This is a genomic window from Microbacterium hydrocarbonoxydans, assembly GCF_000956475.1.
In the GTDB taxonomy this organism is placed as follows: Bacteria; Actinomycetota; Actinomycetes; order Actinomycetales; family Microbacteriaceae; genus Microbacterium; species Microbacterium hydrocarbonoxydans_A.
Map to the genome: position 1 here is coordinate 51,096 of NZ_JYJB01000004.1, position 15,641 is coordinate 66,736.

Genomic DNA, 15,641 nt, shown 5'->3' on the forward strand with positions numbered 1-15,641 from the left:
GGGGACAATGGAACAATGACCGTCACCCTGCTCGGCGCCACCGAGATCCGCAGTCTTGCCGCCGAGCTCGACGTCACTCCCACCAAGAAGCTGGGCCAGAACTTCGTGGTCGATGCGAACACCGTGCGCAAGATCGTGCACGCCGCACGCGTGCAGCCGGGTGAGCGCGTGGTCGAGGTCGGACCGGGCCTCGGGTCCCTGACCCTCGCGATCCTCGAAGCGGGCGCCTCGGTCACGGCCGTCGAGATCGATCACCGCCTCGCCGCGCGGCTTCCGCAGACGGCGGCGGAGCACGGCGTCGAGCCGGGGATGCTGACGGTCGTCGATGCCGATGCGCTGCGTGTGACGGAGCTTCCCGGCGACCCGACGGTGCTGGTCGCCAACCTGCCGTACAACGTCTCCGTGCCCGTGCTGCTGCACTTCCTCGAGACCTTCGACCACCTGCAGCGCGGCGTCGTCATGGTGCAGGCCGAAGTCGCGGAGCGCCTCGCCGCGAAGCCCGGCTCGAAGATCTACGGCACGCCGAGTGTGAAAGCTGCGTGGTACGGCGAGTGGAAGCTCGCCGGAAACGTGTCGCGTCAGGTGTTCTGGCCGGTCCCGAACGTCGACAGCCTGCTGGTCGGATTCGACCGCTCTGAGGGCGAGCGCGGATCGATCGAAGAGCGCCGACGCACATTCCAGATCGTGGATGCCGCCTTCAACCAGCGACGCAAGATGCTGCGCCAGGCGCTCTCGGGCATCTTCGGCAGCTCGGCCGCAGCATCCGAGGCTCTCGAGGCCGCAGGCGTCGCGCCGACCGCCCGCGGAGAAGACCTCACCGTCGACGACTACCAGCGCATCGCAGGGGCTAATCTGGCACGGTGACACCCTCGCCGCGCTTCAGCCCCGACGTCCCCGAGATCCATCGGCCGTACGCCGCCGATGAGAGCCGCTACCGGCGGTTCGACTACCGCCAGGTCGGCACCTCCGGTCTCTTCCTGCCGCCGATCTCCCTCGGCCTGTGGTGGAACTTCGGCGATAACATCCCCCTTGACAACCAGCGCGCCCTGCTGCGGCACGCCTTCGATCACGGCATCACGCATTTCGATCTCGCGAACAACTACGGCCCGCCCTACGGCTCGGCCGAGAAGAACTTCGGGCGCATCTTCAGCGAGGACCTCCGGCCGTACCGCGACGAGCTGATCATCTCGTCGAAGGCCGGCTGGGACATGTGGCCAGGACCGTACGGCGACTACGCCAGCCGCAAGTACATCCTCGCGAGCGCCGAGCAGTCGCTGACGAGCATGCAGCTCGACTACGTCGACATCTTCTATTCGCACCGTGTAGACCCGGTGACGCCGATCGCCGAGACCGTAGGCGCGCTCGACACCCTCGTGAAGCAGGGCAAAGCGCTGTACGTCGGCATCTCCTCGTACAGCGCCGAGCGCACGGCCGAGGCCGTGGCGGTCGCCGAAGAGCTCGGCACCCCGCTCGTGATCCACCAGCCCGCATACTCGATCCTCAACCGCTGGATCGAAGACGGACTGACCGACACCCTCGAGCAGAAGGGCCTCGGCGCGATCGCGTTCACCCCGCTCGCCCAGGGCCTGCTCACCGACAAGTACCTCGGCGACGGCACGGCGGAGCGCGCGCAGAAGCGTCGTTCGCTGTCGGACGAGCCGCTTCCCGAGTCCGCTGTGCAGGCGCTGCGCTCGCTGAACGAGGTCGCGCGCGAGCGCGGCCAGTCCCTCGCCCAGCTGGCGCTGCAGTGGACCCTGCGCAACCCCGTGGTGGCTTCGGCGCTGGTCGGCGCTTCGCGCCCCGAGCAGCTCGATGAGAATCTCGCGGCGGTGAACGGTCCGGCCTTCGCTGCAGAGGAGCTCGCGCGCATCGACGAGCTCTCGGGCGCGATCGACGTCAACCTGTGGGCGAAGTCGTCGGATCTGTGAGCCGAACATGAGCGTGTCGTCGTCGATCGGATCCGTGCACGTGCGTGCCCCGGGGAAGATCAACGTCTATCTCGGCGTCGGCGGGCGTCACGACGACGGCTATCACGCGCTCGCGACCGTCTTCCAGGCCGTGTCGCTGTACGAAGACGTGATCGCGCGACCGGCATCCGATTTCTCGATCTCCGTGTCCGGTCCGGATGACCCCGACACTGTGCCGTTGGACGACCGGAACCTGGCCATGCGTGCAGCGAAGCTGCTCGCGGCGGCGGCGGACTACGACGGCGGAGTCGCGCTGGAGATCCGCAAGCAGGTCCCCGTCGCGGGCGGAATGGGCGGGGGATCGGCGGATGCTGCGGCGGCGCTGGTCGCGTGCGATGCGCTGTGGGGGACAGGGTTCTCGCAGGCGCGGCTGCACGAGCTTGCCGCCCGTCTCGGGGCCGATGTGCCGTTCGCGCTGCACGGCGGCACCGCCGTGGGCACCGGCCGAGGGGATCAGCTCAATCCGGCGCTCGCCCGAGGTCGCTTCGACTGGATTCTCGTGACCAGCGACGAGGGCCTGTCGACCCCGGTCGTCTACGAGCGCCTGGATGCGCTCCGCGCCGAGGAGGGCGCGTTCGCGGACGATCCGCCGCTGTCGCTGGACGTTCCCGTGCCCGTGCTGCAGGCACTGCGGTCGGGAGACGCGGAGGAGCTCGCGGGAACGCTGTTCAACGATCTGCAGGCGGCGGCGGTCGACGTGCGCCCCGATCTCGACGAGGCGATACAGCTCGGCGTGCGCTCGGGCGCGCTGCAGGGCATCGTCTCGGGATCGGGTCCGACCGTGGCGCTGCTGTGTGCAGACCCGGAGAGCGCTCAGCATGTGCAGGCGCAGCTGCGTGAGAGCGGCGTGGAGTCGCTGCATGTGCACGGTCCGGTGCCGGGCGCCCGGATCATCTCCTGAGACCCGTGATCGGTAGAGGCCGGCCTTCCCTAGCGTGGCGGTACGTCAACCACAGGGAGTGATCATGGGACTTTTCAACCGCAAGTCTGCGCAGGAGCGTCAGGAAGAGGCCATGCAGATGGCCGATGACATCGCGGCCGGCCGCGGGTTCATGGGAAAGATGACGAAGGCCTTCATGGGATCCGAGTTCACCGAGGCCATGCAGCAGGCGACGTCGTCGATCCACCAGGCGGAGCACGTGGCGGCTTTGCGGGCAGCAGGGGTTCCGACGCAGCCGGCGACCGTCATCGGGATGCAGGACACCGGGCAGACCATCAACGACAACCCCAGTATCGTGCTGACGCTGCAGGTCGGGACGCAGGCTGTCGCGATCCAGGCCCTGGTGTCGCGGCTCGAGATCCCGCGCGTGGGGGAGCAGGTGCAGGTGCTGACGGATCCTCAGTCGGGTGCCCTGCTCTACGCGGGACTCGCCGCGCGAGACTGACGGCGACATGCGTCGCGCCCTCTCAGGATTCGGGTTCCCGGGAGGGCGCGATTCTCCGTGAAGGAGGCGATACATCTGCTGTCGGATCCCCAGACGCCGGCAGACAGCCCCAGCTGCATATCGAGGGTAACCCTGAACGTCCTTGTCCCCCAAATGGGGGACAAGGTTTTTTACTGAGAGGTTGCTGGGAGAGCGTGCGGGACGCGCGCATGACAAGACCCGAATGCGCGGCGGGCGTTCTGTGTACATAATGGGGTTTGTTCTATGTGACCGTGCACATGCGAGGAGGCTGTGATGTCGACGGCTTCAGAGCGCGGACGGATGCCGAGCATCCGCGATGTGGCACGGCTGGCGGGGGTCTCGCATCAGACGGTCTCGCGCGTGCTGAACGATCATCCGAGCATCCGGCCTGAGACCAAGGCCAAGGTGCTCGATGCGATCTCGGTGCTCGACTATCGCCCGAACCTTGCAGCGCGTGCTCTCGTCACCAGCAAATCCAACATGCTCGGCATCCTCTCGGCGACCGTGGGGGAGTTCGGCCCCACTTCATCGATCGTGGGGATTGAGGATGCTGCCCGCGAAGAGGGCTATTCGGTCTCGACGCTGAACCTCTCGGCGACCACGCCGGAGGCCATCGGGCAGGCGCTGCGCCAGCTGTCGAGAGAGCAGGTCGACGGCATCGTGGTGCTCGCCCCGCAGGTGCGGGTGTTCCACGTGCTGCGCGGGATGGCCGTCGACATCCCGTTCGTGACGCTGCAGACCGCATCCGGTTCCGACGGCGTCAGCCATTCGGCCGATCAGGTGGCGGGTGCCCGCGCGGCGACAGAGCACCTGATATCGCTCGGTCACACCGACATCCTCCATCTGGCCGGCCCTCAGGACTGGATCGAGGCGGAGTCGCGGATGCGCGGATACCTCGAGGCGCTGCGCGAAGCCGATCTGCCGACGTTCCCGCCCATCAGGGGTGACTGGACCGCCGACTTCGGCTTCTTCGCAGGGCAAGAGCTGTCGCGCAGACGCGACTTCACCGGCATCTTCGTCGCCAACGATCAGATGGCGATCGGGCTCATGCACGGACTCCGGGTGTCGGGTGTGCGCGTGCCGGCTGATGTGAGCGTCGTCGGGTTCGATGACATCCCTGTGGCGGCCCATGTGGCGCCCTCCCTGACGACCGTGCATCAGGACTTCACCGAACTCGGCCGGCGCGCGGTCAGCATCCTGCTTGCGCAGATCCGGGGAGAAGCCCCGCCGGAGTTCGGGCCGCTGCAGACGACGCTGCGCATGCGCGAGTCGTCTGCCATGCGATAAGAGCACGATTCGATCACGGGCTTGACACTGCCCCGTGGAACGTAGACCATATAAACCAATGTGAACGGTCACATGGAAGATGACCGCGAAGGCGCGAGGAAGATCCGTGAGCACCACAGCAACGTTGCCGGTCGTGTCTGGCCCCATCCTGGAGATGCGCAGCATCACCAAGGAGTTCCCCGGGGTGAAGGCGCTGTCCGATGTGTCCATCACCGTCCGCTCCGGCGAGATCCATGCGATCTGCGGCGAGAACGGCGCGGGCAAGTCGACCCTGATGAAGGTGCTCTCGGGCGTGTACCCGTTCGGCACCTATGACGGCGAGATCCTCCTCTACGGCCAGGAGCAGCGCTTCAAGGACATCGCGGCCAGCGAGGCCGCGGGCATCGTGATCATCCACCAGGAGCTCGCGCTGATCCCCGAGCTGTCGGTCACCGAGAACATCTTCCTGGGGAACGAGATCCGTCGAGGGGCCCGCATCGACTGGCAGGCGCAGAAGCAGCGCGCGATCGAGCTGCTCGCCCGCGTCGGCCTCAACGAGGATCCCGACGTCCCGATCAAGACGCTCGGCGTCGGCAAGCAGCAGCTGATCGAGATCGCGAAGGCGCTCAACAAGGACGTCAAGCTGCTGATCCTCGACGAGCCGACCGCGGCTCTCAACGAGAACGACTCGCAGCACCTGCTCGATCTGATCCTGGGGCTGAAGGCCAAGGGCATCGCGTCGATCATCATCAGCCACAAGCTCAACGAGATCGAGCAGATCGCCGACGAGATCACGATCATCCGCGACGGCCGCACTGTCGAGACGCTCGACATCTCCCGCGGCGAGATCAACGAGGATCGCATCATCCGCGGCATGGTGGGTCGCTCGCTCGAGAGCCGGTACCCGGACCGCACGCCGGACATCGGGGAGGTCTTCTTCGAGGTCAGGGACTGGTGGGTGCAGCATCCGACCGTGCACGAGCGCATGGTCGTGAAGGGCTCGAGCATCAACGTCCGTCGCGGCGAGGTCGTCGGCATCGCGGGCCTCATGGGCGCGGGGCGCACCGAGTTCGCGATGAGCATCTTCGGGCGCTCCTACGGCACGTTCCTCTCCGGGACCCTGATCAAGGACGGCCGTGAGATCGTGCTGCCCGACGTCTCCTCGGCGATCAAGCACGGCCTCGCCTACGTGAGCGAGGACCGCAAGGTGCTCGGGCTCAACCTGCTCGACACCATCAAGCGATCGACCGTGGCGGCGAAGCTGTCGAAGATCTCGAAGCGCGGCGTCGTCGACTCCCGTGCCGAGTATGCGGTCGCCGAGGAGTACCGCAAGGCGATGCGCATCAAGACACCCTCCGTGGAGGAGGGCGTCGGAAAGCTGTCGGGCGGCAACCAGCAGAAGGTCGTTCTGGCGAAGTGGATGTTCACCGACCCCGACCTGCTGATCCTCGACGAGCCGACCCGCGGCATCGACGTCGGCGCCAAGTACGAGATCTACGCGATCATCAACCAGCTCGCAGCACAGGGCAAGGGCGTGATCGTCATCTCCAGCGAGCTGCCCGAGCTCCTGGGCATCTCCGACCGCATCTACACCGTTTTCGAAGGCCGGGTCACAGACTGCATCCCGGCAGATCAGGCAACTCCGGAGGCTCTCATGCGCAGCATGACCTCCTCGAACCAGAAGGCATCCGCATGAGCACCGACACCTCGCAGACGTCGTCGTCCTTCCGCTTCCGCGACATCACCAAGATGTTCGGCGGCGGTCAGTCCAAGCTGCGCCAGTTCGGCATCCTCGGCAGCCTGATCGTGATCCTGGCGCTGTTCCAGCTGCTGACGTTCATCTACAAGGGCACGGGGCTCACGCTCTCGCCCGAGAACCTGATCAACGTCGTCAACCAGTACTCCTACATCCTGATCCTCGCGATCGGCATGGTGATGGTCATCATCATGGGCCACATCGATCTGTCGGTCGGCTCGGTGGCGGCGTTCACGGGCATCATCGTCGCGAAGTCGATGTCGGAGTGGAACCTGCCCTGGCCGCTCGCGATCGCGCTCGGCGTGGGTGTGGGCATCGTCGTCGGCGCATGGCAGGGCTTCTGGGTCGCCTATGTCGGCGTTCCCGCGTTCATCGTGACCCTGGCGGGCATGCTGTTCTTCCGCGGGGCGAACCAGTTCATCGGCCAGTCGACGACCATCCCGGTGCCGCCGGAGTTCCGGGTGATCGGCTCCGGGTATCTGCCCGAGCTCGCGGTGCCGCTGAACTTCAACGTCTTGACGATGGTCCTCGCTCTCCTCGGGGTCGCGTGGATCGTGTTCTGGGAGATCCGCACCCGAGGCGTGCAGAAGCGAATGGGCTCTGCGAGTGCGCCGCTCTGGGTCAGCGTCATCAAGGTCGTGCTGATCTCCGCCGTGATCCTCGTGGCCGGCTGGCTGTTCGCGACGGGTCGTCCCGGCACCAGCTTCCCGGTTTCGGGCATCATCCTGCTCGTCCTGGTCATCGTCTACTCCTTCGTCACGAACAACACGGTGTTCGGCCGTCACATCTACGCGGTCGGCGGCAACCGCCAGGCGTCTCGCCTGTCGGGCGTGAAGGACCGCTGGGTCGACTTCTTCGTCATGATGAACATGTCGGTCCTGGCGGCTCTCGCGGGCATGATCTACGTCGCGCGTGCCGCGGCATCCGGTCCCCAGGACGGAAACGGCTGGGAGCTTGACGCGATCGCCTCGGTGTTCATCGGTGGCGCGGCCGTCTCGGGCGGAATCGGCACCGTGATCGGTTCGATCATCGGTGGTCTCGTGATGGCGTTCCTGAACAACGGCCTTGCGCTGATGGGCGCCGGCGCCGACGTCGTCTCGATGATCAAGGGCCTCGTGCTCCTGTTCGCGGTTGCCGTGGACGTGTGGAACAAGCAGCAGGGGCGCCCCTCGCTGACCGGGTTCATCCTGCGCAGGTTCACGTCGGGGGACACCCCGGCCGTGCCGCCGCTGACCCCCAACCAGACCTACGAAACCCCCGCTGTCGACAAGACGAGCGGCAAGTAGGCGGATTCCCCGCGCACGGCTCGCGCGGAGGATCTGTCCCTCACCAGAGAAAGAGATCGCATGAAGAAGATCATCGTCACCGCGACAGCGCTTGTCGCAGCGGCTGCCTTCACCCTCACCGGATGCTCGTCCGAGCGCGGCGGCGGCACTGACGGCGGCACGTCGACCGAGTCCACCAAGGGATTCGCCGCCGACGCAACGATCGGCGTCGCTCTGCCGGACAAGACCAGTGAGAACTGGGTTCTGGCCGGCAAGCTGTTCGAGGACGGCCTCAAGGAGGCCGGCTTCAAGGCTGACGTGCAGTACGCTCCCGCGTCGAACACGGTCGCCGAGCAGCAGAACCAGATCCAGGCCATGGTCACGGGTGGTGCCAAGGTCATCATCATCGGCGCCAAGGACGGCAAGCAGCTGGCGACGCAGGTCGAGGCCGCTCGCGACGCGGGTGTCACCGTCATCGCCTACGACCGCCTGATCGAGAACACGGATGCTGTCGACTACTACGTCGCGTTCGACAACTTCAAGGTCGGTGAACTGCAGGGTCAGGCTCTGCTCGACGGTCTTGCCGAGCGTGCGGGACACGAGGCGCCGTACAACATCGAGCTGTTCTCGGGTTCGCCCGATGACGCCAACTCGAAGGTCTTCTTCGACGGGGCCATGAGCGTCCTGCAGCCGAAGATCGACGACGGCACGCTGAAGGTCGTCTCCGGCCAGACCGAGATCGCGCAGACCGCGACCGAGGGATGGAAGGCTGAGAACGCTCAGCGTCGCATGGACTCGCTGCTGACGGCGTCGTACGGCTCCGCGACGCTCGACGGCGTCCTGTCGCCGAACGACACGCTGGCTCGCGCGATCATCACCTCGGTCACGGGTGCCGGCAAGCCGGTTCCGGTCGTCACCGGCCAGGACTCCGAGGTCGAATCGGTCAAGTCGATCATGGAGGGCGTGCAGTACTCCACGATCAATAAGGACACCACGCTGCTCGTCGAGCAGTCGATCAAGATGGTCGGTCAGCTCCAGAAGGGCGAGAAGGTCGATGTCAACGACGAGGAGTCGTACAACAACGGCGTGAAGGTCGTTCCGGCGTACCTGCTCGACCCGATCATCGTCACCAAGGCGAACGCTGCTGAGGCGTACGCGAACGTTCCGAGCCTGCTCGAGATCGTGAAGTCGTACCAGTAAGTCTCACTGGCGACGGGCGGGCCGTCCGGACCTTCGGGTTCGGGCGGCCCGCCCTTTGCGCGGCTGGCGATGCCCGTCGCCAGTCAGCAACCGGGCGCGGTCGGCCTCTCCGTGCAGGTGTGGGCGACGAGGGCGGTGTGCGCCTCGAAGATCTGGATCTGCTGGCTCGGCCCGTCGCTGGTCAACTCGCCGCTGACGGGATACCAGCCGAGTCCGAAGTCGATCTCAGCTGTGTAGCGGACATCGACATCGGCCTCATATGTTCCGCGCTCCATGTACACGTGGCTCGTCGGAGTTGGCGTGAACTGAGCCTGGCCGAGGTCCGCCCACGATCGACCTGGTGTGGTGATCGTGGCGGTGGTTCCGTCGCCGTAGGTGTAGTCGTAGGCGATCGGAGTGAAGCGGACCGTGAGTGGGATGTCGAACAAGGTTCCGGTCTGCGTATGGACGGATTCCGCGGCGAGGAAATTCGCGGGCATGTTGGCGATGCCGGCGTTGCCGGGCTCGACTGCGAGTGCCGTCGGCTTGGGTGCGAAGGAAGCCAGGTCGGTGATCGTGATGGTCGGAGCGCCGGGGCTCGCCTCTTCGGCACGCTGGAAGATGTAGTCGACGCACCGCTCGTTGAGGTACATGACGCAGGGAGGAAACGGGGTACCGGTGCCCGGGTTGGTGCCCCCGGAAGAGTTATTGGTGTTGTCGGTGCCTGGATCTTGGTGTGTCTGGGAGATATCCAGCACGGTGCCGTTCGACTCGCCGCACAGACCAGCGGCGGCGAGGTTGGCGTCACATCCTGTTGCGACGTGCAGCGGCGAGCCTAAGGGCGACGCAATTAGCCCGCTCAAGATCGCCGCGGTGATCAGCATGCGGCGGCCTCAGCTAGTTCAGATTGTGAGATTCGGAGCCCGTCACCGGAGTCGATGAACTTAACATCCAGCGGCACGTGCCCGGCACGATCAGAGGGTGTGACATCGCTGTCGGAGGAGTCGAGAACTACCGTGGAACTGACATCAAGACACACCAGAGCCGTAACGGTCGCTCCTTCGCCGTTCGGGAAGTCCGCGGACTGTCCGGTGAACGCGAGAACGAAACTGTCCCCCACGATCCGCAGCTCCTGGGATTGAAGTTTGTTCGACGTGTCGAGGCTTCCGTCAAGCGCTTCTCCGACGAGAAAGCCCAAGGGGTCGACGCTGTCATCGCCATCTCGTTCGAGATTCACGGCCTCCGTGTACGACCGATAGACCTCCTCCGCCGCCGCGAACGCCTCCTCCTCGCTGGCGAACGCGGCGGTCGGGGTCGGCGTGGGATCCGGCTCCGGCGTGCATCCCGACAGGAATCCGACGGTCAACACAAGCGCGCTGATGCCGGCGAGAGCGTGGGCGGCGGTCCTGTGCGATGTCACTCCGACACGGTAACCCGAACCCGGGGTGCTGCGGGAGAGTTATCCACAGGCTGCGTCAGAACGGGGCGCGCACGCTGTCGACGAACGACTCGGCCGAATCGAACGGATCAGCCGTCTCCGGCGTGAACACGACGGTGTTCGGGATCGGGGGAGTGTCCACATAGGTCCTCCCTGTCGGGCTCGTCCATTCGATCAGGCCGTCAGTTCTATGCCGCACGTGCCAAGGAGAAGCATGTTTCAACGTGTGATGTCGACGGCAGAAAGCGCTCAGGTTGCCCTCGCTGGTCGCGCCGCCGGTCGAGGCCGCATCGTTGTGATCGAGGTCGCACTTGCGAGCAGGGAGTCCGCAGGTCGGGAACCGGCACCTCTGGTCGCGGGCGCGAAGATGACGCCTCAGCTGTTCCGGCGGTCGGTATCGGTCGGTGGCCAGAACCGTTCCGGTGACGGGATGAGTGAGAACGCGATCCCAGCCGGTGGCTCTGCCCGCGAGAAGGCGCGCCGTGCGGGAGTCGATCGGGACGACCCCATCGAGAAGGGCAGGCGGGAACGCGCCGGGGGAGGGGCGTTTCGTCTCGCTGCGCTCGCTCAACGACCGATCTGGGGGTTCGCTCGACGACCGGTCTGGGGGTTCGCTCCACGACTGGTCTGCGGGTTCGCTCCACGACTGGTCTGCGGGTTCGCTCCACGACTGGTCTGCGGGTTCGCTCCACGACTGGTCTGCGGGTTCGCTCGACGAGCGGTCTCGGGGTTCGCTCGAGGAGCGGTCTCCGGGCTCGTTCAACGACCCGCCTGCGGGCTCGCCTGACCGAGCATCGGAGGAGCGAGCATCCGTTCTGAGGTCCTGGGCCATCAGGGTCGTCACAGGCACCGTGACTTCGATGCGCGCGCGGATCTCGCCCAGCAGCGCATCGGCGCTGTCGTGCCCGGCAGGGGCGCCGGTGAGCACCAGATCGGCGAGCAGATCGGCGCGGATCTCGTCGACGGAACGAGTGTCGGGCGCGAACTCGGTGTCGGCGGCACGCGCCTCCTTCGCCGCCCTCAGATTGTCGGTGCGGATCTCGTGCGCCATCTGAGACAGCCGATCCATCATGGCGTGCACGAGCACCGCCGGCCCGTGCAGCGTGAGGTCAGCCATCGCATCTTCCTGATCGCGCACCCACACCCGCCGCCGCGACCGTGCCGTGCGGTGACGCTCGTCGACCGGGAGCTCGTGGAATCGCTCGGCGATGCGTCGCGCGAGAGGACGCAGCCGATTCGGAGACTCTGCCTCGGCGAGCGGCATCACGGCAGCGACGTACGCCTCGCGCAGAGCGGCATCCATCAGATGAGCCCCCGACTCGACGATCACGTGCGCGTGCGCCGCCGTGATACGACCGGCACCCTGCGCCGCCCACACGGTCGGGAATCCGTCGACCAGCCACGATGCCTGAGCGATCCGCCGCGCCATGGTGCGGTCGCTGACCCGCAGCCGCTGCCCGATCTCCGCAGCCACCACGCGCATCGTCATGTCGCCGTCGTCGCTGTGGTCGCCCTGTTTCGCGATGTCGATCGCCACCCGCCCGGCGAGGGCGAGCAGCCCGTCGCGGGCAGCCATCATGGCGTTCACCGTCGCATCGGCCGCGGCAAGAGACTCGAGCAGATCGGCGAGCGTCGCCATCTGCGAGTCGGTTGCGTCGATCATCGCGTCCATGAATCCAGTACACCAGGCACCACCGACATTCGAACGAAGATTCGACGCGCGGAAGCGGCGAGAAGGTCACGGAACGATAACGACATCGCGTAGGGTGGCCCGAGACCCCGTCACCACACGACAGGACCAGCGGATGCTGCTGCACACCACCGACGTCGGACGCGGCGACAAGACCGCCCTCCTGCTGCACGGCCTGATGGGGTCCACGGAGAGCTGGTGGCGCGTCATCCCGCTACTGGTCGACCGCGGCTACCGCGTCCTCGCGATGGACCTTCCCGGCCACGGTCTCTCCCCGCGCGACCCTGATCTCACGGTCGCGAAGGCCGCAGCATCCGTCGCCGCCACGCTCCGGGAGACGCATCCGCAGCGCCCGCTCCACGCGCTCGGCCATTCCTATGGCGCCACGGTGCTCGCTGCAGCCGCCATCGACGCCGACGTGACCGTCTACATCGACTCTGCGCTGTCATTCACCGGCGGCCACGATCGGGCGCAGTTCACCGCCCGCTACGAGAGCGATCGCCGGAATCGCCAGAGCACGGATTGGCTGCGGAGTACGAGGCCCTTCTATACGGCCAGGGATGCCGAGGTCGAGGCGCGCGCTGCGGCCCGCTTCGATCCGGCGACCAGCGCGTCGATCTCCTGCGGTGACGACGTCACGCTGATGCCCGAGCGCGGGGCGGTCCTCGTGCACGCCGAACCGAGCAACTGGGTCACCGACGACGACAAGCGCCGCTTCGCCGCACACGGCGTCAGCGTGCGCGGCATCCGCTCGGCCGCCCACACCGTCTGGTACAGCCACTTCGACGAGTTCACGGCCGCCGTCCCTGAGGTGTTCGGCCAGTACTCTTGAAGAGACATGGCACATCTTCTCGGGGCTGAAGCCCTCCACCTCGAATATCCGACCAGGGTCGTCTTCGACTCCGTGACCCTGGGGATCGAGGAGGGGGATCGGATCGGCATCGTCGGCCGCAACGGCGATGGCAAGTCCAGCCTGCTCGGGATGCTGGCAGGCCTGAAAGAGCCGGATTCGGGGCGCGTCACGGTGCGTGGCGGCACCACCATCGGCGTCCTCAGCCAGGCCGACACGCTCGCCGACGACGTGACGATCAGCGAGGCCGTCGTCGGAGACATGCCCGAGCACGAATGGGCGGGCGTCGCGCGCATCCGCGACGTCATCGAGGGGCTGCTGAAGGATCTGCCGTGGGATGCCGAGATCGGCTCCCTCTCGGGCGGCCAGCGCCGCCGCGTGTCGCTCGCGAAGCTGCTCGCGGGAGATTGGGACGTGATCGCGCTCGACGAGCCGACCAACCATCTCGATGTCGAGGCCATCAGCTGGCTCGCCGGCCACCTCAAGAAGCGGTGGAGCCCGAACTCCGGCGCGCTGCTGGTCGTGACACACGACCGGTGGTTCCTCGACGAGATCTGCACCGAGACCTGGGAGGTGCACGACCGCATCGTCGAGCCCTTCGAGGGCGGCTACGCGGCGTACATCCTGCAGCGTGTCGAGCGCGACCGGATGGCCGCCGCCACAGAGGCCAAGCGCCAGAACCTGGCGCGCAAGGAGCTCGCCTGGCTGCGCCGTGGCGCCCCCGCGCGCACGAGCAAGCCGAAGTTCCGCATCGACGCGGCCAACGAGCTGATCGCCGACGTCCCGGAGATCCGCGACAAGGTGTCGCTGCAGTCGCTCGCCGTCTCGCGCCTCGGCAAGGACGTCGTGGACCTGCTCGATGTCGGCGTGACGTACCCCTCGGCGGGCGGAGAGAAGCAGGTCCTGCGCGACATCGAGTGGCGCATCGCGCCGGGCGAGCGCACCGGCATCCTGGGCGTGAACGGCGCGGGCAAATCGACTCTCCTGGGCCTGATCTCCGGCACCGTCGAACCGACCACGGGCCGCGTCAAGCGCGGCAAGACCGTCAAGGTGCAGACACTCACGCAGCGCCTCGACGAACTCGACCAGTACTGGAACGAGCCGGTGCGCGTCGTGATCTCCGGTCTGCGCACCTCATACACCCTCGGCGCCGGATCGAAGGCGCAGGATCTGACGCCCGGTCAGCTTCTCGAGCGCCTCGGGTTCTCATCGGCCCAGCTGTCGACGCCCGTCAAGGACCTCTCGGGTGGCCAGCAGCGCCGCCTGCAGCTCCTGCTCGTGCTGCTCGATCAGCCCAACGTCCTGATCCTCGACGAGCCGACCAACGACCTCGACACCGACATGCTCGCCGCGATCGAAGATCTGCTGGACTCGTGGTCCGGCACGCTGCTGGTCGTGAGCCACGACCGGTACTTCCTCGAGCGCGTGACCGATCAGCAGTACGCCATCCTCGGGGGACGCCTGCGTCACCTCCCCGGCGGTGTCGACGAGTACCTGCGGCTGCGTCATCTGCAGGACGCAGAGCCCGCGAAGCCGGTCGACGCCAACGACGCGAAGGCGGCGCCCAAGGGGCTCGACGGAGCAGCTCTGCGCACCGCGCAGAAGGAGGTCGCGGCCCTCGAGCGCCGCATCCAGAAGCTCACCGAGCAGGTCGACAAGGCCAAGCACGCGCTCGCGGATCACGACCAGGCCGACTACGCCGGCCTCGGCGACAAGATGAAGGCGATCGGCGACACCGAAGCCGAGATCGAGGAGCTCGAGCTCCGCTGGTTCGAGCTCACGGAGGAGATCGGCTGACAGCGGCGCCCCGAAGCCGGAGCCAGCCTTTCGTCAGGGCAGGATGCGCACGCCTGTGCCCTGCGGCAACTGGCTGAGCTTCGCGATGGCCTCGGCATCCAGACGGATGCAGCCGTTCGAGATCGCCCCGCTGCGGGCATCGTGGTAGTGGAACGCAGTGACCGCGGCGGGGTCGCCTCCGAACCCGTCGAGCGTCGGCGACTGCACGGACAGGTAGATCATCGGGTTGCCGCGGGTGTAGCCGAACTCGGGCACGACCCGCGTCATCATGACGAACGACCGGCCCAGCGGCGTCGGCGTGTCGGCCGTGCCGGATGCGAAGTCGGTGGCGATGCGCTCTCTGGCCTCGCCCCGCACGATGTCGATCGTGCGCGCGGTCAGGCTCACCTCGACCGTCGCGTCGACCGGCGTGAGGTCGACGTCGGCCGTGCGCACCCAGCCGGAGAGCTGCGCGGAGTTCCCGGCCGACGGCAGCGCCTGGCGCCCGGTCAGCAGCACGCGCAGCCAGTGCTCCTGCTTCTCGACGACAGCCACGGTTGTTCCGTCGAACTCGAAGTCGCGGGGGAGCGCCGCGACCGGCTCGCCCGTGGGATCGGCCCACACGGGCGCCGCCGTCTCCTTCGACCGCGCGGCGAATCCCGCGAACGGCTGCGAGGGGTCGGCGTCGACGGGCAGCGCAGGGATCACGGCGAAGACGTCGACCTGAGGCAGCGCTGAGGTGTCGTAGATCGACGTGTTCACGGGGAAGCCGGTCGAGGTGGGCGTCGGCTCCGGAGTCGGCAGCGGAGTTTCGGCCGGGGCCCGCGGCGAGGGGGCGGGGGCGGTGACCTCGGCGGTGCGCGGCCAGAACAGGACGGCGGATGCCGCGATCGCGAGGAGAGCGACGACGGCGCCCAGACCCCACCACAGTCCTCGTCGGGCGGGGGAATGCCGCGGTTCGCTGGAGTGCACGACTCCATCTTGCGTGGCGAGGCGCGATGCCGCCACCCCGGGGCACGGCGCAGTCCCCGAGGGAATACGATTCACC

Annotated in this window: 14 protein-coding genes; 10 read left to right on the plus strand and 4 right to left on the minus strand. The window is 67.0% G+C overall.

Annotated elements, in window-relative coordinates; all coding sequences use genetic code 11:
* The first annotated feature begins 15 nt into the window (after positions 1-15).
* The 8 genes from rsmA (at position 16) to RS84_RS01490 (ending at position 8,860) form a co-directional block, all read left to right on the plus strand.
* Positions 16-864 (plus strand): 16S rRNA (adenine(1518)-N(6)/adenine(1519)-N(6))-dimethyltransferase RsmA, encoded by an 849-nt coding sequence (rsmA, locus tag RS84_RS01455; RefSeq protein ID WP_045255987.1) that lies wholly within the window; start codon positions 16-18, stop codon positions 862-864.
* Entirely contained in the window at positions 861-1,928 is a 1,068-nt protein-coding gene (gene mgrA / locus RS84_RS01460; protein WP_045255988.1) for an L-glyceraldehyde 3-phosphate reductase, read from the plus strand. The genes rsmA and mgrA overlap by 4 nt, the downstream gene beginning before the upstream one ends.
* 7 nt (positions 1,929-1,935) lie before the next feature.
* Positions 1,936-2,868, plus strand: coding sequence for a 4-(cytidine 5'-diphospho)-2-C-methyl-D-erythritol kinase (locus RS84_RS01465; RefSeq protein WP_045255989.1), 933 nt, complete (start codon positions 1,936-1,938; stop codon positions 2,866-2,868).
* A 64-nt stretch (positions 2,869-2,932) separates the two neighbouring features.
* Entirely contained in the window at positions 2,933-3,352 is a 420-nt protein-coding gene (locus RS84_RS01470) for a hypothetical protein (protein ID WP_045255990.1), read from the plus strand.
* Positions 3,353-3,646: 294 nt separating this feature from the next.
* Positions 3,647-4,660 carry a LacI family DNA-binding transcriptional regulator gene (locus RS84_RS01475; protein ID WP_045255991.1) on the plus strand — a complete coding sequence of 338 codons (1,014 nt, stop codon included), beginning with the start codon at positions 3,647-3,649 and terminating at the stop codon, positions 4,658-4,660.
* 154 nt (positions 4,661-4,814) lie between these two features.
* Positions 4,815-6,335, plus strand: coding sequence for a multiple monosaccharide ABC transporter ATP-binding protein (gene mmsA, locus RS84_RS01480; protein ID WP_321163030.1), 1,521 nt, complete (start codon positions 4,815-4,817; stop codon positions 6,333-6,335).
* Positions 6,332-7,681, plus strand: coding sequence for a multiple monosaccharide ABC transporter permease (gene mmsB / locus RS84_RS01485; protein ID WP_045255993.1), 1,350 nt, complete (start codon positions 6,332-6,334; stop codon positions 7,679-7,681). Before mmsA ends, mmsB begins: the two co-directional genes overlap by 4 nt.
* Positions 7,682-7,741: 60 nt before the next feature.
* A complete protein-coding gene (locus RS84_RS01490) occupies positions 7,742-8,860 on the plus strand; it encodes a sugar-binding protein (RefSeq protein ID WP_045255994.1) in 1,119 nt (372 codons plus the stop codon).
* Between the two features lie 83 nt (positions 8,861-8,943).
* Here RS84_RS01490 and RS84_RS01495 read toward each other — a convergent pair whose 3' ends face one another.
* From RS84_RS01495 to RS84_RS19520, 3 genes are read right to left on the minus strand one after another with little or no spacing between them, the layout of a single operon-like run.
* A complete protein-coding gene (locus tag RS84_RS01495) occupies positions 8,944-9,723 on the minus strand; it encodes a hypothetical protein (protein WP_045255995.1) in 780 nt (259 codons plus the stop codon).
* Entirely contained in the window at positions 9,717-10,259 is a 543-nt protein-coding gene (locus tag RS84_RS01500; protein WP_152641723.1) for a hypothetical protein, read from the minus strand. The genes RS84_RS01495 and RS84_RS01500 overlap by 7 nt, the downstream gene beginning before the upstream one ends.
* 55 nt (positions 10,260-10,314) lie before the next feature.
* On the minus strand, positions 10,315-11,940 hold the full coding sequence (locus RS84_RS19520; RefSeq protein ID WP_235281358.1) for an HNH endonuclease signature motif containing protein: 1,626 nt from the start codon (positions 11,938-11,940) through the stop codon (positions 10,315-10,317).
* Between the two features lie 142 nt (positions 11,941-12,082).
* Here RS84_RS19520 and RS84_RS18565 point away from each other — a divergent pair, with 142 nt between their 5' ends.
* On the plus strand, positions 12,083-12,799 hold the full coding sequence (locus tag RS84_RS18565) for an alpha/beta hydrolase (RefSeq protein ID WP_052676172.1): 717 nt from the start codon (positions 12,083-12,085) through the stop codon (positions 12,797-12,799).
* 6 nt (positions 12,800-12,805) lie between these two features.
* A complete protein-coding gene (locus RS84_RS01520; protein WP_045255996.1) occupies positions 12,806-14,614 on the plus strand; it encodes an ABC-F family ATP-binding cassette domain-containing protein in 1,809 nt (602 codons plus the stop codon).
* A 33-nt stretch (positions 14,615-14,647) separates the two neighbouring features.
* Here the strand turns inward: RS84_RS01520 and RS84_RS01525 are convergent, their stop codons facing one another.
* Positions 14,648-15,565 carry a L,D-transpeptidase gene (locus tag RS84_RS01525; RefSeq protein ID WP_152641725.1) on the minus strand — a complete coding sequence of 306 codons (918 nt, stop codon included), beginning with the start codon at positions 15,563-15,565 and terminating at the stop codon, positions 14,648-14,650.
* Positions 15,566-15,641 lie beyond the last annotated feature (76 nt).

What these genes read in the sequence shown, in the direction of transcription:
- mmsA (WP_321163030.1), top strand. Translation starts at nt 4,815, where the DNA reads ATGCGCAGCATCACCAAGGAGTTCCCCGGGGTGAAGGCGCTGTCCGAT.
- RS84_RS01465 (WP_045255989.1), top strand. Translation starts at nt 1,936, where the DNA reads ATGAGCGTGTCGTCGTCGATCGGATCCGTGCACGTGCGTGCCCCGGGG.
- RS84_RS19520 (WP_235281358.1), bottom strand. Translation starts at nt 11,940, where the DNA reads ATGATCGACGCAACCGACTCGCAGATGGCGACGCTCGCCGATCTGCTC.
- RS84_RS01475 (WP_045255991.1), top strand. Translation starts at nt 3,647, where the DNA reads ATGTCGACGGCTTCAGAGCGCGGACGGATGCCGAGCATCCGCGATGTG.
- rsmA (WP_045255987.1), top strand. Translation starts at nt 16, where the DNA reads ATGACCGTCACCCTGCTCGGCGCCACCGAGATCCGCAGTCTTGCCGCC.
- RS84_RS01470 (WP_045255990.1), top strand. Translation starts at nt 2,933, where the DNA reads ATGGGACTTTTCAACCGCAAGTCTGCGCAGGAGCGTCAGGAAGAGGCC.
- RS84_RS01495 (WP_045255995.1), bottom strand. Translation starts at nt 9,723, where the DNA reads ATGCTGATCACCGCGGCGATCTTGAGCGGGCTAATTGCGTCGCCCTTA.
- RS84_RS01490 (WP_045255994.1), top strand. Translation starts at nt 7,742, where the DNA reads ATGAAGAAGATCATCGTCACCGCGACAGCGCTTGTCGCAGCGGCTGCC.
- RS84_RS01520 (WP_045255996.1), top strand. Translation starts at nt 12,806, where the DNA reads ATGGCACATCTTCTCGGGGCTGAAGCCCTCCACCTCGAATATCCGACC.
- mmsB (WP_045255993.1), top strand. Translation starts at nt 6,332, where the DNA reads ATGAGCACCGACACCTCGCAGACGTCGTCGTCCTTCCGCTTCCGCGAC.
- RS84_RS18565 (WP_052676172.1), top strand. Translation starts at nt 12,083, where the DNA reads ATGCTGCTGCACACCACCGACGTCGGACGCGGCGACAAGACCGCCCTC.